Genomic DNA, 20,493 nt, shown 5'->3' on the forward strand with positions numbered 1-20,493 from the left:
CGGCGAACCGAGACCGCGCTGCCATTCATGACAAAGACATGAACGGCCGACTCCGGACGAGGGTCAACTTTCCATACCCCACAGCGATTGGCCTGCCCAGGCGCAGCGGCTGTGGTCGTGGATCGTCGAATCTCCAGGGGGTCGCGCCTGATGCTGACGCTGTTGCACCTGCTGTCCTCCATCGCGTTACTGGTCTGGGGTACGCATATAGTGCGTACCGGGATCATGCGGGTGTATGGCTCGCATCTGCGGCGGCTGCTCGGGCACAGCATGGCCAACGCACCGATGGCCTTCACTGCAGGCATTGGCGTAACCGCCCTGGTGCAGAGCAGCAACGCCACCGCGCTGCTCGCGATCTCCTTCGTCGCGCAGAGCCTGATGACCCTGCCCACGGCACTGGCGGTCATGCTCGGCGCCGACGTCGGCACGGCATTGATGGCGCGGGTGCTGACGCTGGACCTGTCCTGGCTGTCGCCCCTGTTCACCCTGGTCGGCGTTTGCCTGTTCCTGTCGCGTAAGCAGACGCGCGCCGGTCAGCTCGGTCGCGTACTGATCGGCCTGGGCCTGATCATCCTGGCATTGCAGCTGATCGTCGCCGCTGCCGAGCCGATCACCGAAGCGCGCGGTATGCAGGTGCTGTTCTCCTCGCTGGCCGGCGATACCCTGCTGGCGGTGGTCGTGGGCGCGCTGTTCGCGGTGATTTCCTATTCCAGCCTGGCCGCCGTGCTACTGATCGCGACACTGGCGAGCGCCGGGCTGATCGGCCTGCCGGTGGCGCTGGGCGTCGTGATCGGCGCCAATGTCGGTAGCGGTGTGCTGGCGTGGCTCAACGCCACACCGCAACCGGTTCCCGCCCGGCGGGTAGCGCTCGGCAACCTCCTGTACAAGCTCGCCGGATTGCTGGTGTTGCCGTTCCTGCCGATGCTCGTCGAATGGATGAGCGGCCTGGGCTACAGCCCGCAGACCCAGGTGATCGCCTTTCACCTGGTCTACAACTCGCTGCGATGCCTGCTCTTGCTGCCCACGGTCAGGCCCATGGCTGACCTGTGCGAACGCCTGCTTCCAGAGCGGGCGCAGGATAACGGCGTCGCACAACCCCGCCACCTGGACCCCGCAGCACTGGATACACCGACCCTCGCGCTGGCCAATGCCACGCGGGAAACCCTGCGCATCGGCGATCTGGTGGAAATCATGCTGGCACGGTTGCTTGAGGCGCTACGCGAAGACCGCCCCGAACCCGGCGACGACATCCGCCGCCTGGATGACGATGTCGATGCGCTCTACAGCGGCGTCAAGCTCTACCTCGCCCGCATGCCGCGCGATGACCTGGCCGAGCAGGAGAGCCTACGCTGGGCCGAGATCATCGAGCTGGCAATCAATCTGGAACAGGCCGGCGACATCATCGAACACATGCTCGGCAAGGTGCAGAACCTCAAGACATCCAAGCGTCGCTCGTTTTCCGACCGCGGCGTCGCCGAGCTCAGCCAGCTGCATGCCCTGCTCTGCGCCAACCTGAGTCTGGGCTTGTCGGTGTTTCTCTCCGGCGACTCGGCCAGCGCACGCCAGCTCCTTCAGCAGAAGCGACAGTTCCGCAAGAAGGAGCGCGAACTGGCGCACGCACACGTCCACCGCCTGCATCAGCAGGTGGTCGAGAGCATCGAAACCAGCGCCGCCCACCTGGAGCTGATCGCCGACATGAAGCGACTGAATTCGCTGTTCTGCAGCGCGGCCTATGCCGCCCTGGAAGGACAACAGGCCCAGCGAGGCCGCCAACCGGTCGACCCGCCGCAAAAGCCGCAGGTGGCCCCTGCGCCGCTGCCAGGCAAACCCGCCAGAACCTGAACTGAACGGCCCCAAACAAAAAGCCCCGGCCATGCCATGCATGACCGGGGCTCTTTACGCCCGATGCGTCAGCGCTTCACACGCCGCCGCTGCATCCAGACGATCAGGCCGAACAGCAGGAAGCCCGGAATCCACATGAATTCCTTCGGCCAGCGATCGGTCGGCGCGCGTACGCGGAGGATCTCCTGGTCGAACTCCAGGCCCGCTTCGGCGGCCGGGCTGCCGAAGGTGACACTGTCGATCAGCACCTTGCCACCCTCTTCGTAAGTTATCAGGCCGATCTTCTCGAGCTTCTCCTCGCCGCTTTCGCCATCGGGGATGGCCAGCAGCACGACGAACTCGCGCGGGTCGCCCACGTCGTCCTCACCCAGCACACGCAGGCGCAGCTGGCTGTCCTCCTCCACGTCGCCCAGCGCCTGGACCAGTTGGGTCGGCTCGATGTCGCGGTAGGGATCGTGGATCATGTCCATCAAGAAGCCGGGACGGAACAGCGTGAAGGCCACCAGCAGCAACAGCACGTTCTCGTACCACCGGCTGCGCACCAGGAAGTAACCCTGGGTGCCGGCGGCGAAGATCAGCATGGCGATGGTCGCCACCACGAAGATCACCAGGCCGTGCCAGAAGTCCACGTCGATCAGCAGAAGATCGGTGTTGAAGATGAACAGGAACGGCAGCGCCGCGGTACGCAGGCTGTAGTAGAAGGCCGTGACACCAGTCTTGATCGGGTCGCCCTTGGACACCGCGGCGGCGGCGAACGAGGCCAGACCCACCGGCGGCGTCACGTCGGCCATGATGCCGAAGTAGAAGACGAACAGGTGCACCGCGATCAGGGGCACGATCAGGCCGTTCTGCTGACCCAGCGCCACGATCACCGGCGCCAGCAGGCTGGACACCACGATGTAGTTGGCGGTGGTCGGCAGGCCCATGCCCAGGATCAGGCTGAGGAAGGCGGTGAGCAGCAGCATCAGCAGCAGGTTGCCCATCGACAGCAGCTCGACCAGATCAGCCAGCACCAGCCCGACGCCGGTCTGCGACACCGCGCCGACGATGATGCCCGCCGCCGCAGTGGCGATGCCGATGCCGATCATGTTGCGCGCACCGGCAATCAGGCCTTCGCGCAGATCGACGACGCCATCCATGAAGGTGCCGTGCTCGTGGGCGCCGTCCTTGCGCAGCATCGACAGCAGCGGCCGCTGGGTGAGCAGGATGATCACCAGCATCACCGAGCCCCAGAAGGCCGACAGGCCGGGCGACAGCCGCTCGATCATCAGGCACCAGACCAGCACCACTACCGGCAGAAGGAAATGCAGGCCGGACAGCAATACGGGGCGGGTCTGGGGCAGTTGCTCGAGCGGGGCATTCGGGTCTTCTGCCGGCAGCGGTGGATTGCTCGCGGCGACCTTGAGCAGGCCCAGGTAGACGATTGCAAGCAACACGCCGACGACCCACAGCGTGGCATCGCCCAGCACGGGTTTCAACCAGCCGAGACCGTAGTAGACGGCCAGCGAGAGGCCCGAGATCAGCGCCGCACCAAAGGCGAAGCCGATCAGGCGCTGCATCCACGGCTTGGCCACGTTGGCCCGTGGCAGTGCGGTCAGACCGAGCTTGAGAGCTTCCAGATGAACGATGTAGAGCAGCGCGATGTAGGAAATCAGCGCCGGCAGGAAGGCATGCTTGATCACTTCGACGTAGGGAATGCCGACGTACTCGACCATCAGGAAGGCCGCCGCCCCCATCACCGGCGGCATGATCTGGCCGTTGACCGAGGAGGCCACTTCCACCGCGCCGGCCTTCTCCGCCGAGAAGCCGGTGCGCTTCATCATCGGGATGGTGAAGGTACCGGTGGTGACCACGTTGGCGATGGACGAGCCGGAGATCAGGCCGGTCATGCCCGAAGCGACGACCGCAGCCTTGGCGGGTCCACCACGCAGGTGGCCGAGCATGCTGAAGGCCAGCTGGATGAAATAGTGCCCGGCTCCGGCTCGTTCGAGCAGCGCGCCGAACAGCACGAAGAGAAAGACGAAGCTGGTGGACACGCCGAGGGCGATGCCGAACACCCCTTCGGTGGTGATCCACTGGTGATTGGCCAGCGCCGTGAAGCTCACCCCACGATGGGCCAGCAGGCCGGGCATCCAGGGGCCGGCGACGCTATAGACGAGGAACACCAGGGCAATGATCGCCAGCGGTGGGCCGAGCGCCCGTCGGGTCGCCTCGAGCAACAGCGGGATACCGACGCAGGCGGTGACCAGGTCCATCGTGGTCAGGTTGCCTGGGCGCTGGGCCAGCTGCTCGTAAGCAATGAACAGGTAGGCAGCCGCGGCGGCGGCGACCAGGCCGAGGGCGATATCGGCCAGCGGTACGCGATCCCTTGGCGAGCGTTTGAAGGCCGGATAGGCCAGGAACGCCAGCAACAGCGCGAACGCCAGGTGAATCGAGCGAGTCTCGGTGTCATTCAGAACGCCGAAGCCCAGCACGAAGGGCAGCGGCGAGGCGATCCACAGTTGAAACAGCGACCAGAGCAGCGCGAGTCCGGCGATCACCGCCGACATCACGCCGGCCGGCGAACGTGCGCCGACGTCCTGGGCGATCAGTTCTTCGGTGGACAGTTGTTTGTCTTGCATCGAATGTGGCCTGTTTTTTCAGGTAACGGAAACCGCGAAAACCCGTGGCTCGGGAAGCAAGACGCACGGGTTTTCAGACGAGAGCCGCGGACGGCAGGCCCGCCGCAGAGCGCAGCGGGCCCGGGTCCGTTACATCCAGCCACGCTCCTTGTAGTAGCGCTCGGCACCTTCATGCAGCGGGGCGGACAGGCCGACCTTGATCATGTCTTCGGCTTTCAGGTCCTTGAATGCCGGGTGCAGGCGCTGGAAGCGCTCGAGGTTCTCGAACACCGACTTGACCAGCTTGTAGACCACATCCGCGTCGACCTTGGAGGTGGTGGACAGCACGGCCTTGCCACCGATCGACTGGGTGGCGTTGTCGTTGCCCTTGTACAGGCCGCCGGGAATCTCGGCCTTGGTGTAGTAGGTCTTGTCGGCCAGCAGCTTGTCGATTTCCGGGCCGGTGATCGGTACCAGGACGGCATCGACGGTGGTGGTGGCTTCCTGGATCGCGCCGTTCGGATGGCCCACGAAGTAGGTCATGGCGTCGATGTTGTTGTCACCCAGCGCGCTGGCCTGCTCGGCCGGCTTCAGCTCGGCGGCAAGGGCGAAGGCCGACTTGTCCCAGCCCTTGACCTTCATGATTTCTTCCAGGGTGTCGCGCTGACCGGAGCCGGGGTTACCGATATTGACGCGCTTGCCTTTCAGATCGTCGAGGCCCTTGATGTTGGCGTCACGGCGCGCCAGCACGGTGAAGACTTCGCTCTGCAGCGAGAAGACGGCGCGGATGTCATCCATCTTGCCTTCCTTCTCGAACGGCGCCACGCCTTCCATCGCCTTGTACTGATGGTCCGACTGCATGATGCCGAAGTTGAACTCGCCGCTGCGCAGGCCGTTGACGTTGGCCACGCCGCCGCCGCTGGCCGGGGCGTTGCACTTGAGGTCCTCGGCGTTACGGTTGACGAAGCGGCAGATCGACTGGCCGGCTACGTAATAAACACCCGTCTGGCCGCCGGTGCCGATGGTGACGAAATTCTCTTGTGCCTGAGCCACGCCAGCGAAGGTGGTGCCCGCCAGTGCTGCTGACAGGACCCATGCGAAGGATGCGCCTTTCATGGGATATCTCCTTTTGAGTTGTTGTTAAATCCGGCCGAACCTTGTGGGCCTTTTCGATCGGAACCCGGAGTTTAACCGGTCCGAACCGCTGGCACGAATGAAAAGCCGTGGGCACGCAGCTCACAACCGCGCCGGTTGCGAAATCCGCGTGTGCTCACCGGGCGGCTACGCGGCTGAACACGCTGCCGTTCCGGCTTCCGATAGACGGCCGGGCCACTGGCCAGTTCCCGATGCAATCAAAACGATATCATCCGTATCGTTCGCGCTTTGCCCTGCGCTCCGAATGCTCGACCGGCCACCGAGCGATGAACCGAGGTCTCACCGTTACGATGCATATCCGCCTGCTCACGCTCCGTTGTCTGATGGCCCTGCTGGCTGTGCTGCTCGGTTCGTCAGCCATGGCCGCCGGCCCGGACATCCTTTCCAAGGATGGCCTGACACTGCACGCCGGCAGCATCGAATGGGTGGCAGGGCACCGCGACGCGGCCTTCCCGGCGGCCGCAACCGAAAACTGGGCCTGGCAGCCGCTCGGCAAACCCAACCTGGGCAAGCAGTCTGAAGGGGCCTGGCTGCGCTTCGCCCTTGACGGCCGCGCGCTTCCCGACGCCAGCACCTGGTATCTGAGCCTGAAATGGCCGGTGTTCGATGAGGTGCGTGTTCGCCTGTTCTACCCCGACCGCGGCACCTGGGGCCCTTTGATGCGGGCGGGTGATCACCTGCCCATGGCCGTTCGGCCGGTCGAGAGCCACAACCTGGTGTTCCCGCTCACAGTGGTGCCGGACGAGCCGGTGGTGGTGTACATGCAGCTGCAGGCGCGGGAGCTGATGGCGTTGCCGATGACCCTGCTCGACGAGGCGGCCTTCGCCGCGGACAAGGTTGCCGATGTGGCGATGATCAGCCTGTTTCTGGGCGGCATGCTGGTCATCCTGCTCTACAACTGCAGCCTGTTCGTTTTCACCCGCGATACGGCCTACCTGTTCTATGTCGTCTACCTGCTCTGCGCGCTGTTCTACATCCTGGCGATGACCGGCTTCGGCCAGCTGTTCCTCTGGCCGGAAACACCCCCGCTCACGCGCCGCTTCTATGCCTTGTCCGCCGCTCTGAGTTTGTTTACACCCCTGCTCTTCGCCAGCCGCTTCCTGGGCACCCGCCGCTACGGTGGCTGGCCATGGCAGGTAACCTGGGGGTTGATGATCTACTGGGTGGTGGTGATCCTGACGCTCCTTGCCGCACCCGACCTGGCGCGCTACCTGGCGATCGAGCCGATGGTACTCGTGCACTGCGTGCTGACCATGGCGGCTGTGATCAACCTCTGGCTGCGCGGAAATGGCTCGGCCCGAATGTTTACCATCGCCTGGGCAACCCTGCTCCTGGCGACCATCGCGCATCTGCTCGCCCTCGAGGGCGTTCTGCCGTTGACGCCGCTGACGCTGCACGGCCAGCTGATCGGCATGTTCACCGAGTTCGTGCTGCTCTCGATCGCGCTGGCCGAGCGCATCAATCACGAGCGTGAGCGGCGGATCAGCGCCCAGCAAAGCGCATTGCGCGCCTCGCAAGCCCTGGCGTTCGAGCGCGAATCCCGGCTACAGGCGCAACAGGAGGCCCTGGCGCTGCAGATCCGCAACAACGAAGCGCTGGAAGCACGCGTCTACGAACGTACCCGGGCCCTGGAGGATGCCAAGCGCGGCCTGGAGCAGGTCAACGCTCAGCTCGCGCGCGTCAGCGTCACCGATGCGCTGACCCAGCTGCACAACCGGGGCCATTTCGATCTGATGCTCGACGAGGAGATTCGTCGCGCGATCCGCACCGAAGTGCCGTTGTCGGTGCTGTTGCTCGATATCGACCACTTCAAGCGCATCAACGACACCTACGGCCACCCGTTTGGCGACCAATGCCTGCGTCAGGTCGCCGAAACGCTTCGCCAGCACGGCCAGCGGGCCGGGGACGTGGTGGCCCGCTATGGCGGCGAGGAGTTCGCCATGATCCTGCCGGCGCTTGGCCCGCAGGAGGCTGTCGAGCAGGCCGAGCGCATCCGCGCGGCGGTCCAGCGACTCCAGCCGGTCCATGGCGAAACGCGACTGACCTTGAGCATCAGCATCGGCGTGACGACGCTGGAATCGCTACCCGACTGCACGCCGGCGCAACTGCTCGCTGCAGCCGATGCCGCGCTCTATCGCGCCAAGCACAGCGGTCGCAACCAGGTCGCCTGCGCGCCAATCACCGCCATGCCCTCAATCGCTGGCATCAGGGTCTGACGAGGGAAAGCGTACCTTGACCAGCAAACCACCCAGCGCGCCCTGCCCCAGCTCGACGCCGGCGCGATGGGCGCGGCTGATCTCACCGACGATCGCCAGACCAAGCCCCGCCCCGCGCCCCCGAGCAACCTGGTAAAAGCGCGCAAAGACCCGCTCACGCTCGCTGGCCGGGATTCCGGGGCCGTCATCCTCGACTTCCAGAATGCGCTGCGGCAGGACCCGAATCACCACGTTGCCACCGGCCGGCGTATGTGCCAGGGCGTTGTCGACCAGGTTGCTGAGCAGTTCGTTGAGCAGGGTCGGTTCGCCATGCACCCATACCGGCCGGTCTGCTTCCAACGCCAGGGCCACGCCCCGCTGATGGGCCAGCGCGGCCATCGCCAGCCCGAGCTCGCGGGCCAGCTGCGACAGGTCCAGGCGTTGGGCACCACCCTCGGCGATCGATTGCGCGCCGCTTTCGATGCGCGCCAGGGACAGGAGCTGGTTGGCCAGGTGCACGACGCGATCGGTGTGCTCTTCAGCCTCTTCCAGGGTCTGCTTCCAGCGCTGCGGTTCCGGGTCGCGCAGGCCCAGCTCGAGGCGTGCCTTGAGCGCCGCCAGCGGGGTGCGCAACTCGTGGGAGGCGTCGGCGATGAACTGCGCCTGTCGTTCAAGCTGGCCCCGCAGCCGCTCGGTGAAATGGTTAAGGGCAAGCACCAGCGGCCGGAACTCCCGCTGCACGGACACCAGCGGCAGTGGACGCAGATCGTCCGGTTCGCGCAGTTCCACCGCCTCACTGAGCCGCCCCAGCGGACGCAACGCCCGACTCACCGCCAGCCAGACCAGCAACAGCGCGGCGATCGCCAGCACCCCGACCCGCCAGAGGGTATCGGTGAGCAGGCTGCGCGCCATGCGTTCGCGCGCGCCCAGGGTTTCAGCGACGCGGATCTCGGCGATACCCGTGAGTTCGGGGTCACTGAGCGGTTGCAGCAGGCTGACCAGGCGCACGCCCTGGCCCTGGAACTGGCCGTCATAGAAGCGCGCCAGGGCCGGATAGTCATCGGTGCGCGGAACCTCCGGACCTGGCGCCGGCAGGTTTTCATAGCCGCTGACCAGCCGCCCGGCAGTATCCAGCACCTGATAGTAGATGCGCCCCGCGCTGTCGTACGCGAAAGTATCCAGCGCGACGTAGGGTACGTTGGCGCGCAACTTGCCATCGTTGGTCACCAACCCGTCGGCGATGGCCCGCGCCGAGGCCAGCAAGGTGCGGTCATAAGCCGTATCGGCAGCGGCCCGGCCGTTCCAGTAAGCGCTCCAGCTGCTGAACAGCAACAGCAGCGCAAGCAGCGCCGCCAGCCACAGCATCAATCCTGCACGCAGGCTTCCAGCGTGCGGGCGCGGATCAGGCATCCACGGCCTCCAGCAGGTAGCCCAACCCGCGGAACGTGACGATGCGCACCGCGTCGCCTTCGAGCTTCTTGCGCAACCGGTGGATGTAGATCTCGATGGCATCGGCGCTGGCGTCCTCGTCGAGGCCGAAGACCAGCGCGGCGAGCTGATCCTTGCTCATGACCCGTCCCGGCCGGGTGATCAGCGCCTCGAGCACGCCCTGCTCGCGCGACGTCAGGCTCAGCGCCTGGCCGTCGAGGCTGAAGCGGCGCGCGTCCAGGTCATAGACCAGCGCGCCGCAGCGCTGCTGGCGCTCGCCGCCGGCCACGCTGCGGCGCAGCAGCGCCTTGACCCGGGCCTCCAGCTCCGACAGCTCGAAGGGCTTGGCCAGATAATCGTCGGCGCCCAGGTTGAGGCCGTGCACCCGGTCGCTCACCTCGCCGCGCGCGGTGAGCATCAGCACCGGCAGCGTCTTGCCCCTTTCACGCAGACGCGCCAGCACCTGAAAGCCATCGAGCCGAGGCAGGCCGACATCGAGAATCGCCAGCGCGTAGTCTTCGCTGGCCAGCGCCAGGTCTGCCGCCACGCCATCATCGAGCCGATCCACCGTCCAGCCGGCAGCCCGCAGCGCCTGAGCCACGCTTTCGGCGAGCTGGGGGTGGTCCTCGACGAGAAGTATCCGCATTGCCTGTCCTCTGCCCGATTCGCAAGGTGCGCCAGTGTAGCGACTGGGCCCGCCGTGCGCTGCTGTCGCCCGTGAAAGGCTGGTGAAAGTTTCGCCGCCTAGGATCGACACAGGTGGCCAGAACCACCGACACGGCCGCTGGCCGTCACAACAAAAACAATAGTGGAGATCCAGAATGCTGACTGTCGTCAGACAAACACCCGTAGATGCCCGTCTCGCCCTTGCCGTCATAGCCGCCTCGCTGGCGCCTTTCGCCCAGGCCGGTTTCGTCGACGACAGCGCCACGCTGCAGACCCCAAGTACCGCTCCGATTTCGCCGGCGGCGTCGATGAAAAATGCCTGATCGTCAGCTAAAGCCTGTCGATCTGGTAAAGCCGTCCACAATAAGAAACCGAAGGAGACAACCATGAAGAACGCAATCCGTCGTTTCGCCCTGCTCTCGTCCTGCCTGATGCTCTCGAGCCAGCTGATGGCCGAGCCCAAGCGTCCCGAATGCATCGCCCCGGCCAAACCCGGCGGCGGCTTCGACCTGACCTGCAAGCTGGCCCAGAGCGGCCTGAAGGATTCCGGCCTGCTCGAAGCACCGATGCGTGTCACCTACATGCCGGGCGGTGTCGGTGCAGTCGCCTACAACGCGGTCGTCGCCCAGCGCGCCGCAGAGCCGGGCACCATCACGGCCTTTTCCAGCGGCTCGCTGCTCAACCTGGCCCAGGGCAAGTTCGGCCGTTATGACGAGTCCGCGGTGCGCTGGCTGGCCGGCATCGGCACCGACTACGGCGCCATCTCGGTTCGTGCCGACTCGCCCTACCAGGACCTCGACGACCTCATCGCCGCTGTGAAGAAGGACCCGGGTAACGTGGTCTTCGGTGCGGGTGCCACCATCGGCGGTCAGGACTGGATGCAGACCGCACTGATCGCCCGCGCCGCCGGCGTGGATGTCAGGAAGCTGCGCTACGTGGCGTTCGAAGGGGGCGGTGAGACGCTGACCGCCATGCTCGGCGGTCATGTGCAGGTCACCAGCAGCGGCCTGGGTGAAGTGGCACCGCAGCTCGACGCCGGCAAGATCCGCATCCTTGCGGTGCTGTCCGACGAGCGCCTGCCGGGCAAGATGAGCGAAATCCCGACGGCGAAGGAGCAGGGGTTCGACATCAGCTGGCCAGTGATCCGTGGCTTCTACATGGGCCCGGAAGTCAGCGACGAGGACTTCAACTGGTGGAAGACCCAGTTCGACACGCTGCTGGCCGACGAGGATTTCGCCAAGCTGCGTGAACAGCGCGACCTCTTCCCGCTGTCGATGACCGGCGACGAGCTCAAGGCTTTCGTCGACAAGCAGGTCAAGGAGTACAAGGACCTCGCCGGCGAATTCGGCCTGGTCAAGTAACACCCTGTCGGCGCCGCGCCCCTCGCGGCGCCGACTCCTGCCGAGGTAACTCCAATGTACGTTCGTGTCTTCGCTGCGGCCTGGCTGCTCGCCTGTGCCGGTCTCGCGCTGCTCGCCTGGGGCTTCGAGGCGCCGTTCGCCTATGACCCGGTCGGCCCGCGCGCCTACCCGCTGCTGCTGCTGTTCTTGATGGGCATCGGTTCGCTCTGGCTGCTGTGCAAGCCCAAGGGCGAGCCGACGCCGGCTTTCGATTGGGCCATGGCCCGCCGCGCCGCCCTTTGCATCCTGGTACTGCTCGCCTACGCGTTGCTGTTCGAGCCGCTGGGCTTCGTGGTCTCAACCGCACTGGCCGGCTTCGCCCTGGGCCTGCTGTTCAACGGTCGCCTGTGGCCATGCGTGATCAGTGGTGTGCTGCTGGGCCTGTTGCTCTACGGCCTGTTCGATTACCTGCTCGACGTACCGCTGCCGCTGGGCGTGCTGCGTCTGCTGGAGAGCTGAAATGGAAACACTGAATTTCTTGATGCAGGGCTTCGATGTCGCCACGCGACCGACCAACCTGCTCGTGGCGCTGTTCGGCGCCTTCGTCGGCACCATTGTCGGCCTGCTCCCAGGCCTGGGCCCGATCAACGGCGTGGCGCTCCTGTTGCCGCTGGCCTTCGCCCTGGGCCTGCCGCCGGAAACCGCGCTGATCCTGCTCGCCGCGGTGTACCTGGGCTGCGAATACGGCGGCCGCATCTCGGCGATCCTGCTCAACGTGCCGGGCGACGCCGCCGCGGTAATGACCACCCTCGACGGCTATCCGCTGGCGCGCCAGGGCAAGGCCGGTATCGCACTCTCGCTGTCGGCGGTCAGTTCCTTCATCGGCAGCATGATTGCTACCTGTGGGGTGGTGCTCTTCGCCCCGCTGCTGGCCAAATGGGCGGTGGCCTTCGGCCCGGCCGAATATTTCGTGCTGATGATCTTCGCCATCGCCTGCCTCGGCGGTATGGTCGGCGACAAGCCGGTCAAGACGCTGATGTCGGCGCTGATCGGCCTGGGCCTGGCGACGGTCGGCGTCGACTCGACCACCGGCGTGTACCGTTTCACCTTCGGCAGCGTGAGCCTGTCCGACGGCATCCAGTTCGTCATCGTGGTGATCGGTTTCTTCAGCGTCAGCGAGATCCTGTTGATGCTGGAGAAGACCCACAGCGGACAGAAAGCGGTCAAGGCCAGCGGCCGGCTGCTGTTCAACTTCAAGGAGTTCTGCCTGACCTTCTGGACCATGGTGCGCAGCGCCGTGGCCGGCTTCGTCATCGGCACCCTGCCGGGCGCCGGAGCGACCATCGCCAGCGCCATGACCTACATGAGCGAGAAGCGCCTGGCCGGTGACAGCGGAAAGTTCGGCGACGGCGACCTGCGCGGCCTCGCAGCCCCGGAAGCGGCCAACAACGCCTCGGCCTGCGGTTCGTTGATCCCGATGCTGACCCTCGGCGTGCCGGGTTCGGGCACCACCGCGGTGATGATCGGCGCACTGACTCTGTACAACATCACACCCGGCCCGCTGCTGTTCGAACAGCAGCCCGACGTGGTCTGGGGGCTGATCGCCTCGCTGTTCATCGGCAACGTGATCCTGCTGATCATGAACATCCCGCTGGTCGGCCTGTTCTCGCGCATGCTCGCCGTGCCGAACTGGGTGTTGGTGCCGGCAATCACCGTGATCAGCATGGTCGGCGTCTATTCGGTGCACAGCACGACCTTCGACCTGGTGCTGATGGTCGGCCTCGGCGTCTTCGGCTATCTGCTGCGCAAGCTGGATTTCCCGCTCTCGGCGCTGATCCTCGGCTTCGTCCTCGGCGAGATGATGGAAGACAACCTGCGTCGCGCGCTGTCGATTTCCAACGGCGAGCTGGGCATCCTCTGGGGCAGCCCGATTACCCTGGCCCTCTGGGCTATGGCCGTGCTGATGCTGGCAATGCCGGGTATCCGCTGGTACCTGAGCCGTCGCCGCGCGGCCCTTGCGACGCAGGGCTGAGATGCGCGACCTGCGCTTGCCCCGCTGGTGGGCGACCCCACTGGTGGGCGCCATCGGCGGCTGGCTTGCCAGCCTGGCGGACTGGCCGCTGCCCTGGATGGTCGGCTCGCTGCTGGCGGTGATCCTAGTGCGTTGCAGCGGCTGGCTGGTGCAGGAAGTGCCACGCGGTCGCCAGACCGGCCAATGGATCATCGCCAGCGCCATCGGCCTGCACTTCACCAGCGAGGTAATGGAACAGGTGCTGAGCCACTTCGGCGTGATTCTCGCAGCGGCCCTCGGCACCTTGTTGCTCGGTCTGATCGGCCTCGTCGTGTTGATGCGCGGCGGGGTCGACCGGGCTACCGCCTTCTTCGCCAGCATGCCGGGCGGGGCCAGCGAGATGGTCAATCTGGCCGCGCGCCACGAGGCCCAGCCCGCACGGGTCGCTGCCGCGCACAGCCTGCGCCTGCTGCTGGTGGTCCTGGTGGTGCCGGCGCTCTTCACCTGGAGCCTGCCGCCGGTCGAGCCGCCGGCGCCGTATCCGGTGAGCTGGGCCTGGCTGGCCGTGCTGTTACCGGCCGGCGCGCTGCTAGCCTTGTTGTGGAAGCGCCTGGGCCAGCCCAACCCCTGGATGCTAGGCCCGCTGACTGCCTGCGCCATCGCCGCGGTGGCCTTCGACCTGCACCTCGGTCTGCCTCCCGGTGCCGGCCAGGTCGGCCAATGGCTAATCGGCTGCTCGCTGGGCTGTCATTTCGATCGCCCCTTCTTTCGCAACGCACCGGGGTTCCTGCTACGGGTGCTGCTGTTCACCCTGTTGGCCATGGCGGCGGCAGCCGGCCTTGCGGAGGCGCTGGGCTGGGCCGCGACGCTGAACCAGACCTCGCTCATGCTCGGCATGATGCCTGGCGGCATCACTGAACTCTGCCTGACGGCCGAAGCGCTGCAGCTGTCGGTAGCGCTGGTGACGGCAGTGCAGGTGTTGAGGTTGTTCCTGGTGATGTTTCTGGCGGAACCGTTGTTTCGCGGATGGCAGCGCTTGGCGGGCTAGCGCGCGCTCGGTGCTGCACCCGCGCGTGGCGCGGCAACCTGACGGACGAGTCTGAGCCAGCCCCCGCCGCTTATCCAAAAAACCAATAGCACACCAGGATCGCCGCGGTGATCCCCGCGGCATCCGCCGCCAAAGCACAGCCCACCGCATGCCGCGCGCGCTGAATCCCGACCGCACCGAAATACACCGCCAGCACGTAGAAGGTCGTCTCGGTGCTGCCCTGCACCGTCGCCGCCACCAGCGCCGGAAAGGAGTCGACGCCCTGGCTCTGCATCGTCTCGATCAACATTGCCCTCGCGGCGCTACCGGAAAACGGTTTGACCAACGCCGTTGGCAGCGCCTCGACAAAGCGCGTGTCCCACCCCAGCACCTCGACCAGCCAACGGATACCATCGAGGCCGAACTCCAGCGCGCCTGAAGCACGCAGCACCCCGATCGCGCAGAGCATTGCGATGAGATAGGGCAACAGGCTCTTGGCAACCTCGAAGCCCTCTTGCGCCCCTTCGACGAAACTCTCGTAGACCGGTACCTTGCGCAGCGCGCCGATCACGATGAAGGCGATGATCAACCCGAACAGGGTGAGATTGCCGAGCAGCGAGGACAGCGAGGCCAGGGCGGTCGCCGACAAGCCGGCCAGCAGCGCGATGAAACCACCGAGCAGCAGCGCGCCCGGAACGAAATAGGCCAGCACCACCGGATCCCAGATTCGCAGGCGCTGAACCAGGGCGACGGCGAGCAAGCCCGCCAGCGACGAGCCCGTGGTCGCCAACAGGATCGGCAGGAAGACCAGGGTCGGATCCTCCGCGCCCTGCTGTACCCGGTACATGAAGATGGAGACCGGCAGCAGCGTCAGGGAGGAGGTGTTGAGCACCAGGAACAGGATCTGCGCGTTGGTCGCGACGGCCGGAGTGGGATTGAGCTCCTGAAGGGCGCGCATCGCCCGCAACCCGATCGGCGTGGCGGCGTTGTCCAGGCCAAGGCCATTGGCGGCGAAATTGAGGGTAATCAACCCCAGGGCCGGATGGCCGGCCGGCACCTCGGGCATCAAGCGACGGAACAGCGGCCCGAGCACGCGCGCCAGCAGCTCGATCAGACCGGCCTTCTCGGCGATGCGCAGAAACCCGAGCCACAGCGTCAGGGTGCCGAACAGCACGATCATGATTTCCACGGCCAGCTTGGCCATGGCGAAAAGGCTCTCGACCAGCGCGGCGAACACCGCCGGGTCGTCCCCAATCAGCCACCGCGCCAGGGCCGCGATCGCTGCGACCACGAAAAAGCCAAGCCAGAGGCCATTGAGCATGTTGTTCTCCCGCGGATGACTGGGCGCGATGATAGCGGCGTGAACTGCCAGCGGTCATGCGTTTGGCCGGGGAAATGGGTGAAACGGAGGGAGAACGGAAAGATGCAGACCGAAGGTGGTGAAAGCCACCTTCGGTTGCGCGTCACTGAACCTGGTCCTTTGCCGGAGGTACCCCCTGTACCCCTAGGTCGCTCCAAACGCAGAGCGTCCCGACCCCTTGGTTCACCCGCCACGCGGGAAAGATACCTGCCTTGTCAGCGGCATCTAGATCGAACGAGCCGCCACTTTTGCAGCGCCTCTGAATGCTGGCTTCCTGTCCGTGACACTTCCGTCGAGGTGTTGCAGCCGCCCTCGCGGGCGGCATGTCGCGTCAGACTCGAGGGCCGCGACCACGGCCAAAGATCAGCGATGCCACGAACAGCACCAGGAACACGACGAACAGGATCTTCGCGATGCCCGTTGCCGTGCCTGCGATACCACCGAAGCCCAGTACCGCAGCGATGATGGCGATGATCAGGAAGGTAATGGCCCAACTCAGCATGGTGTCTCTCCTCTTCGGTTCAGAAACTTCTCAGCAGGATCGTCAGGATCAGGCTGATGGATACGGCTCAGAAAACCCAACGCTGTTCGGACCGGACCTGCACATAATCGATCGTTCTGGGTGCGGGCCCGGTCTGCACGATCCCTACCGGTTGAGCGTCATACAGGCGGATTCGTTCCGCCGGCTGCTGTTGCGTCTGGCTGAGCGGTTGCGACATCGGTCGCTCGGCACCAACGAGAAGGGTCACGACCGCAGCAGTAAGACAAGCCTTTCCAACCAGTGAGAAGCGTGCGTTGCGATTCATCCTCAACTCCTTCTAAGCATGCGGGGCAATCTGAATTACTTAGGAGATTGCAGACCTCATGCCAGCTTTAATAGTTTAATTTTTCTATATATATCAGTTACTTAGGATACTCATTCGAGGGGCTGTCAATTTAAATTGCACGATACCCTGAAGCGAGGCCGTGCGAATTGCACGACGACCTAATCCCTTGGTCTCAACGGCCCTCGTCGCGATGATTGAGTGCATGGATGCGGGCATGACAGGCGCGCAGCTTCGGCAGCTCGATGGCCAGCAAGGCACGCACGTCGGGTTCAGCGGTCTTCAGCGCATCTTCGAAAGCGCCGAGAATGCGCTCCTCGGCCTGGTCGAGCTGGTCCACGTAGACAGCGTCGGGGTCGCTCAGGCGTGCCTTGGTGTCGGCGTAGACCTCGCGCAGCTTGCCGGCGGTGGTGCCGCCTTGTGCTGGCTGCTCCTGGTTCGCCGCGACCTTTACCGAAAGCGCCTGGATGACGTGCGTCTTGGCCTGTGCGAGGTCGCGGAACAGATGCTGGAGCTCGACATCCTTCACCGCTTCCATCGCATGCTGGTAAAAGTGCTGGCCGTCACGGGTGATCTCGATCAGCTCGTTGAGTTGGGACATGTTGTGCGCCATGGGAAACCTCCAATGCACCCTGCAGGGGCTTGTCAGACAGGTGGGGCATCAGTCGCAAGCGACGTGCCACCCGGAGGTCCATGCAGAATCATTGCAAATCAATGGCTTGAAAGCGCAGCGCGATTGCCGTCTGATTGCAGCCTGCAGTAATGCCCTATCTCGACCGTGCAACTTGCAAGACTTTTCGTAGACTAATGCAGGCGCCGAAGCGCAGCCGCCCTGCCCGCAGGGCCGCCATCCGTCTCTTTTACCGATTTGCCAGCCAAATCTGCTTTGCCGACCTGGAGCATCCATGGACCAAACGACCGACACCGGTGGCCGCATCCTTCTGGTAGATGACGAGGCCGCGATCCTGCGTACCTTCCGCTACTGCCTGGAAGATCGTGGCTATACGGTCGTCACCGCCGCCAGCGCTTCACAGGCCGAAGCGATCCTGCAGCGCCAGGTATTCGATCTCTGCTTTCTGGACCTGCGCCTGGGCGAGGACAATGGCCTGGATGTCCTGCAGCAAATGCGTGTACTCGCGCCCTGGATGCGCGTGGTGATCGTCACCGCGCATTCGGCGGTCGATACGGCAGTGGACGCCATGCAGGCCGGCGCTGCGGATTATCTGGTCAAACCCTGCAGTCCCGAGCAGCTGCGGTTGTCCGCGGCGAAGCAGCTGGAAGTCCGCCAGATGGCCGCGCGCCTGGAGGCGCTCGAAGGCGAGGTGCAGAAGCGCAACGATGCGCTCGGCTCGCACAGCCCGGCCATGATGAACGTGCTGGAAACCGCACGACAGGTAGCCGACACGGACGCCAACATCCTCATTCTTGGCGAGTCAGGCACCGGCAAGGGCGAACTGGCGCGCGCCATCCACAACTGGAGCCGGCGCGCCAAGAAGGCTTTCATTACCATCAACTGCCCCTCGCTCTCGGCGGACCTGATGGAAAGCGAGTTGTTCGGACACAACCGCGGCGCCTTCACCGGCGCCACGGAAAGCACCCTGGGACGCGTCAACCAGGCCGACGGGGGCACTCTGTTTCTCGACGAGATCGGCGACTTTCCACTCACCCTGCAGCCAAAGCTGCTGCGTTTCATCCAGGACAAGGAATACGAACGAGTGGGCGACCCGGTCACCCGGCGGGCCGACGTGCGCATCCTCGCGGCCACAAACCTCAACCTGGAAGAGATGGTCCGTGAAGGCAAGTTCCGCGAGGACCTGCTCTACCGGCTGAACGTCATCACGCTCAATCTGCCGCCGATGCGCGAACGCCCCGAAGACGTGCTGACACTGGCCGAGCGCTTCCTCGCGTCATTCGTCAAGAGCTATGGCCGCCCGGCTCGCGGTTTCAGCGATGCCGCCATCGCTGCGCTCAAGGCCTACCGCTGGCCAGGCAATGTGCGCGAGCTGCGCAACGTGGTGGAACGCGCCAGCATCATCTGCCCGCAAGCAATGATCGAAGTCAGCCATCTGGGCCTGGCTGATCAGGCGGTCAGCAACGCGCCGCGCATCGGCGAGGCCATGAGCCTGGAAGCACTGGAACGTGCCCACATCGCCGGCGTGCTGAGCACCAGCGAGACCCTCGAACAGGCCGCCCGGACCCTGGGCATCGACGCCTCGACCCTCTACCGGAAGCGCAAGCAATACGGCCTATGAAAATTCAGATGAAGCTCCGGACCCGGCTGTTTCTCGGGTTCTCGGCGCTGATGACGGTTGCGCTGCTGGGGCTGGTCCTGGCCCTGGTCAGCGTGGTGCAGATGGCCAAGAGTCAGGAGAAGCTGATCCGCGACAACTTCGGCGTGATCGAGGCCAATCAGAAGCTGCGCCAGGCGCTGGGCAACCACCTGCTGATCCTGGTGCGCCAGGATCGGGACAACACCGCCCTTGCCCAGCCGCGTCAGGCCTTCGAAACGGCCCTGGCGAAAGGCCTGGCCGAAGCGGCCGACGAACCCAGCCGGGAAGACTACCGCGCCATTGGCGAGGCCTACGGCGAATTCCTCGCCGCCCTCGAAGCGCCGGCCGCGCAGACGCTGACGCTACTCGAGGACAACGGGTTGAGCCGCGCCTTCGACAAGGTCCGCTCGCTCATGGTCGAGATGCAGCAGGATGCGTACGACCAGATCCGCGACACCGAGATCCGCAGCCGCGAGCGCGCCCAGCTGCTCGCCGGCCTACTCGGCCTGACCGGCGTCGCGGTCCTGCTGATCGGCTTCATCACGGCGCACAGCTTCGCTCGGCGATTCGGCGATCCCATCGAGCAACTATCGAGTGTGGCGGACCAGATCGGGCGCGGCGATTTCAACATCACGCTGCCCTCGTCGCCGATTGCCGAACTGTCTTCGCTGAGCCGTCGCTTCGGCCTGATGTCGCAGGCGCTGCATACCTTCAAGCAGACCAACATCGACGCCCTGGTCAACGGCCAACAGCGCCTGCAGGCCCTGCTCGACAGCATTGACGACGGCCTGCTGATCATCGACCGCCAGGGTCGACTGGAGCATGCCAACCCTGTCGCGCAGCGTCAGTTGGCGTGGGAAACCGAACATATCGGCTCCACCCTCGGGCAGGCGCTCGGCCATCCCGAGCTGGACGAAGCGGCACGCCTGGTGCTGGATGACAAGCCCCTGTCCGGCCCGCCCGACGACCTGGTGATCGAAGCCGACGGCGAGCGCCGCCTGCTGTCCTGGCGCATGAGCCCGGTGAACCATCACGACGGTCGTATCAGCGGCGCGGTGATGGTGCTTCACGACGTCACCGACCAGCGCACCTTCGAGCGCGTGCGCAACGAGTTCGTCCTGCGTGCCTCGCATGAGCTGCGCACGCCGGTGACCGGCATGCAGATGGCCTTCAGCCTGCTGCGCGAGCGCACCCACTATCCCGAAAGCAGCCGCGAGGCCGACCTGTTCAGCACGGTGCACGAGGAGATGCAGCGGCTGGTCACGCTGATCAACGACCTGCTGAACTTCTCGCGTTACCAGAGCGGCCAGCAGAAGCTCGAGCCGGTCCCCTGCGATCCGGCCGTACTGCTCAACGAAGCGCGCGAACGCTTCGTCGATGCTGCGGCGCAGAATGACATCGAGATCCAGCTCGAACTGCAGCCCTCGTTGCCCACCCTGCTGCTCGACCGTCAACAGATGGAGCGCGTGCTGGACAACCTGCTCAGCAACGCGCTGCGGCACACACCCAAAGGCGGCGAGATCAGGCTGCTGGCACGCCACCACGGCGAGCGGGTGATCCTCAGCGTGGAGGACAACGGAGAAGGCATTCCCTACAGCCAACAGGCGCGGATCTTCGAACCCTTCGTGCAGATCGGCCGGCGGCGCGGTGGCGCCGGACTGGGCTTGGCCTTATGCAAGGAAATCGCCCAGCTGCATGGTGGTCGCATCGGCGTGCATTCGCGCATCGGGCACGGCACCATCTTCTACATCGCCCTGCCGATCTGAGCCGGCAGG

Annotated in this window: 17 protein-coding genes; 10 read left to right on the forward strand and 7 right to left on the reverse strand. The window is 65.2% G+C overall.

The window, feature by feature from the left end:
* The first annotated feature begins 150 nt into the window (after positions 1-150).
* A complete protein-coding gene (locus tag MST27_RS01725) occupies positions 151-1,842 on the forward strand; it encodes a Na/Pi cotransporter family protein (RefSeq protein WP_243604278.1) in 1,692 nt (563 codons plus the stop codon).
* Positions 1,843-1,910: 68 nt separating this feature from the next.
* Here the strand turns inward: MST27_RS01725 and MST27_RS01730 are convergent, their stop codons facing one another.
* Together MST27_RS01730 and MST27_RS01735 are read right to left on the reverse strand one after the other, a co-directional pair.
* Positions 1,911-4,463 (reverse strand): TRAP transporter permease, encoded by a 2,553-nt coding sequence (locus tag MST27_RS01730; RefSeq protein WP_243604279.1) that lies wholly within the window; start codon positions 4,461-4,463, stop codon positions 1,911-1,913.
* A gap of 129 nt (positions 4,464-4,592) precedes the next feature.
* Entirely contained in the window at positions 4,593-5,558 is a 966-nt protein-coding gene (locus MST27_RS01735; protein ID WP_243604280.1) for a TAXI family TRAP transporter solute-binding subunit, read from the reverse strand.
* A gap of 305 nt (positions 5,559-5,863) precedes the next feature.
* Here MST27_RS01735 and MST27_RS01740 point away from each other — a divergent pair, with 305 nt between their 5' ends.
* Positions 5,864-7,813: a sensor domain-containing diguanylate cyclase gene (locus tag MST27_RS01740; RefSeq protein ID WP_243604281.1), complete on the forward strand. Its 1,950-nt coding sequence runs from the start codon at positions 5,864-5,866 to the stop codon at positions 7,811-7,813.
* On the opposite strand, the gene MST27_RS01745 is transcribed toward MST27_RS01740, so the two are convergent.
* Complete coding sequence (locus MST27_RS01745; protein WP_243604282.1) at positions 7,790-9,202, reverse strand: sensor histidine kinase; 1,413 nt, start codon at positions 9,200-9,202, stop codon at positions 7,790-7,792. The genes MST27_RS01740 and MST27_RS01745 overlap by 24 nt on opposite strands.
* A complete protein-coding gene (locus MST27_RS01750) occupies positions 9,195-9,866 on the reverse strand; it encodes a response regulator (RefSeq protein WP_243604283.1) in 672 nt (223 codons plus the stop codon). Before MST27_RS01750 ends, MST27_RS01745 begins: the two co-directional genes overlap by 8 nt.
* A 175-nt stretch (positions 9,867-10,041) precedes the next feature.
* On the opposite strand from MST27_RS01750, the gene MST27_RS01755 reads away from it, so the two are divergent.
* From MST27_RS01755 to MST27_RS01775, 5 genes are all read left to right on the forward strand, one after another.
* Positions 10,042-10,209 (forward strand): hypothetical protein, encoded by a 168-nt coding sequence (locus MST27_RS01755; protein ID WP_243604284.1) that lies wholly within the window; start codon positions 10,042-10,044, stop codon positions 10,207-10,209.
* A gap of 63 nt (positions 10,210-10,272) precedes the next feature.
* A complete protein-coding gene (locus MST27_RS01760) occupies positions 10,273-11,247 on the forward strand; it encodes a Bug family tripartite tricarboxylate transporter substrate binding protein (RefSeq protein ID WP_243604285.1) in 975 nt (324 codons plus the stop codon).
* A 54-nt stretch (positions 11,248-11,301) separates the two neighbouring features.
* Complete coding sequence (locus tag MST27_RS01765; RefSeq protein WP_243604286.1) at positions 11,302-11,745, forward strand: tripartite tricarboxylate transporter TctB family protein; 444 nt, start codon at positions 11,302-11,304, stop codon at positions 11,743-11,745.
* A gap of 1 nt (position 11,746) precedes the next feature.
* Positions 11,747-13,258, forward strand: a complete 1,512-nt coding sequence (locus tag MST27_RS01770) for a tripartite tricarboxylate transporter permease (RefSeq protein ID WP_243604287.1) — start codon at positions 11,747-11,749, stop codon at positions 13,256-13,258.
* 1 nt (position 13,259) lies between these two features.
* Positions 13,260-14,285 (forward strand): AbrB family transcriptional regulator, encoded by a 1,026-nt coding sequence (locus tag MST27_RS01775; RefSeq protein WP_243604288.1) that lies wholly within the window; start codon positions 13,260-13,262, stop codon positions 14,283-14,285.
* A gap of 70 nt (positions 14,286-14,355) precedes the next feature.
* Here the strand turns inward: MST27_RS01775 and MST27_RS01780 are convergent, their stop codons facing one another.
* Positions 14,356-15,585, reverse strand: coding sequence for a nucleoside recognition domain-containing protein (locus MST27_RS01780; protein WP_243604289.1), 1,230 nt, complete (start codon positions 15,583-15,585; stop codon positions 14,356-14,358).
* A 370-nt stretch (positions 15,586-15,955) separates the two neighbouring features.
* Positions 15,956-16,126: a DUF1328 domain-containing protein gene (locus tag MST27_RS01785; protein ID WP_003282841.1), complete on the reverse strand. Its 171-nt coding sequence runs from the start codon at positions 16,124-16,126 to the stop codon at positions 15,956-15,958.
* On the opposite strand from MST27_RS01785, the gene MST27_RS01790 reads away from it, so the two are divergent.
* A complete protein-coding gene (locus MST27_RS01790; protein WP_243604290.1) occupies positions 16,110-16,409 on the forward strand; it encodes a hypothetical protein in 300 nt (99 codons plus the stop codon). The genes MST27_RS01785 and MST27_RS01790 overlap by 17 nt on opposite strands.
* 214 nt (positions 16,410-16,623) lie before the next feature.
* Here the strand turns inward: MST27_RS01790 and MST27_RS01795 are convergent, their stop codons facing one another.
* On the reverse strand, positions 16,624-17,061 hold the full coding sequence (locus tag MST27_RS01795) for a ferritin-like domain-containing protein (protein ID WP_243604291.1): 438 nt from the start codon (positions 17,059-17,061) through the stop codon (positions 16,624-16,626).
* A 292-nt stretch (positions 17,062-17,353) separates the two neighbouring features.
* On the opposite strand from MST27_RS01795, the gene algB reads away from it, so the two are divergent.
* Together algB and MST27_RS01805 are read left to right on the forward strand one after the other, a co-directional pair.
* The gene (algB, locus tag MST27_RS01800) at positions 17,354-18,700 is read left to right on the forward strand and encodes a sigma-54-dependent response regulator transcription factor AlgB (RefSeq protein WP_243604292.1); all 1,347 of its coding nucleotides are present in this window, start codon (positions 17,354-17,356) and stop codon (positions 18,698-18,700) included.
* Positions 18,697-20,484 (forward strand): KinB sensor domain-containing domain, encoded by a 1,788-nt coding sequence (locus MST27_RS01805; protein ID WP_243604293.1) that lies wholly within the window; start codon positions 18,697-18,699, stop codon positions 20,482-20,484. The genes algB and MST27_RS01805 overlap by 4 nt, the downstream gene beginning before the upstream one ends.
* Positions 20,485-20,493: the final 9 nt, after the last annotated feature.

It is taken from the genome of Stutzerimonas marianensis, assembly GCF_022810315.1.
Taxonomy (GTDB): Bacteria; Pseudomonadota; Gammaproteobacteria; order Pseudomonadales; family Pseudomonadaceae; genus Stutzerimonas; species Stutzerimonas marianensis.

Coding starts and splice junctions, on each gene's coding strand:
- MST27_RS01725 (WP_243604278.1), top strand. CDS start 151: ATGCTGACGCTGTTGCACCTGCTGTCCTCCATCGCGTTACTGGTCTGG.
- MST27_RS01730 (WP_243604279.1), bottom strand. CDS start 4,463: ATGCAAGACAAACAACTGTCCACCGAAGAACTGATCGCCCAGGACGTC.
- MST27_RS01735 (WP_243604280.1), bottom strand. CDS start 5,558: ATGAAAGGCGCATCCTTCGCATGGGTCCTGTCAGCAGCACTGGCGGGC.
- MST27_RS01740 (WP_243604281.1), top strand. CDS start 5,864: ATGAACCGAGGTCTCACCGTTACGATGCATATCCGCCTGCTCACGCTC.
- MST27_RS01745 (WP_243604282.1), bottom strand. CDS start 9,202: ATGCCTGATCCGCGCCCGCACGCTGGAAGCCTGCGTGCAGGATTGATG.
- MST27_RS01750 (WP_243604283.1), bottom strand. CDS start 9,866: ATGCGGATACTTCTCGTCGAGGACCACCCCCAGCTCGCCGAAAGCGTG.
- MST27_RS01755 (WP_243604284.1), top strand. CDS start 10,042: ATGCTGACTGTCGTCAGACAAACACCCGTAGATGCCCGTCTCGCCCTT.
- MST27_RS01760 (WP_243604285.1), top strand. CDS start 10,273: ATGAAGAACGCAATCCGTCGTTTCGCCCTGCTCTCGTCCTGCCTGATG.
- MST27_RS01765 (WP_243604286.1), top strand. CDS start 11,302: ATGTACGTTCGTGTCTTCGCTGCGGCCTGGCTGCTCGCCTGTGCCGGT.
- MST27_RS01770 (WP_243604287.1), top strand. CDS start 11,747: ATGGAAACACTGAATTTCTTGATGCAGGGCTTCGATGTCGCCACGCGA.
- MST27_RS01775 (WP_243604288.1), top strand. CDS start 13,260: ATGCGCGACCTGCGCTTGCCCCGCTGGTGGGCGACCCCACTGGTGGGC.
- MST27_RS01780 (WP_243604289.1), bottom strand. CDS start 15,585: ATGCTCAATGGCCTCTGGCTTGGCTTTTTCGTGGTCGCAGCGATCGCG.
- MST27_RS01790 (WP_243604290.1), top strand. CDS start 16,110: ATGGCCCAACTCAGCATGGTGTCTCTCCTCTTCGGTTCAGAAACTTCT.
- MST27_RS01785 (WP_003282841.1), bottom strand. CDS start 16,126: ATGCTGAGTTGGGCCATTACCTTCCTGATCATCGCCATCATCGCTGCG.
- MST27_RS01795 (WP_243604291.1), bottom strand. CDS start 17,061: ATGGCGCACAACATGTCCCAACTCAACGAGCTGATCGAGATCACCCGT.
- algB (WP_243604292.1), top strand. CDS start 17,354: ATGGACCAAACGACCGACACCGGTGGCCGCATCCTTCTGGTAGATGAC.
- MST27_RS01805 (WP_243604293.1), top strand. CDS start 18,697: ATGAAAATTCAGATGAAGCTCCGGACCCGGCTGTTTCTCGGGTTCTCG.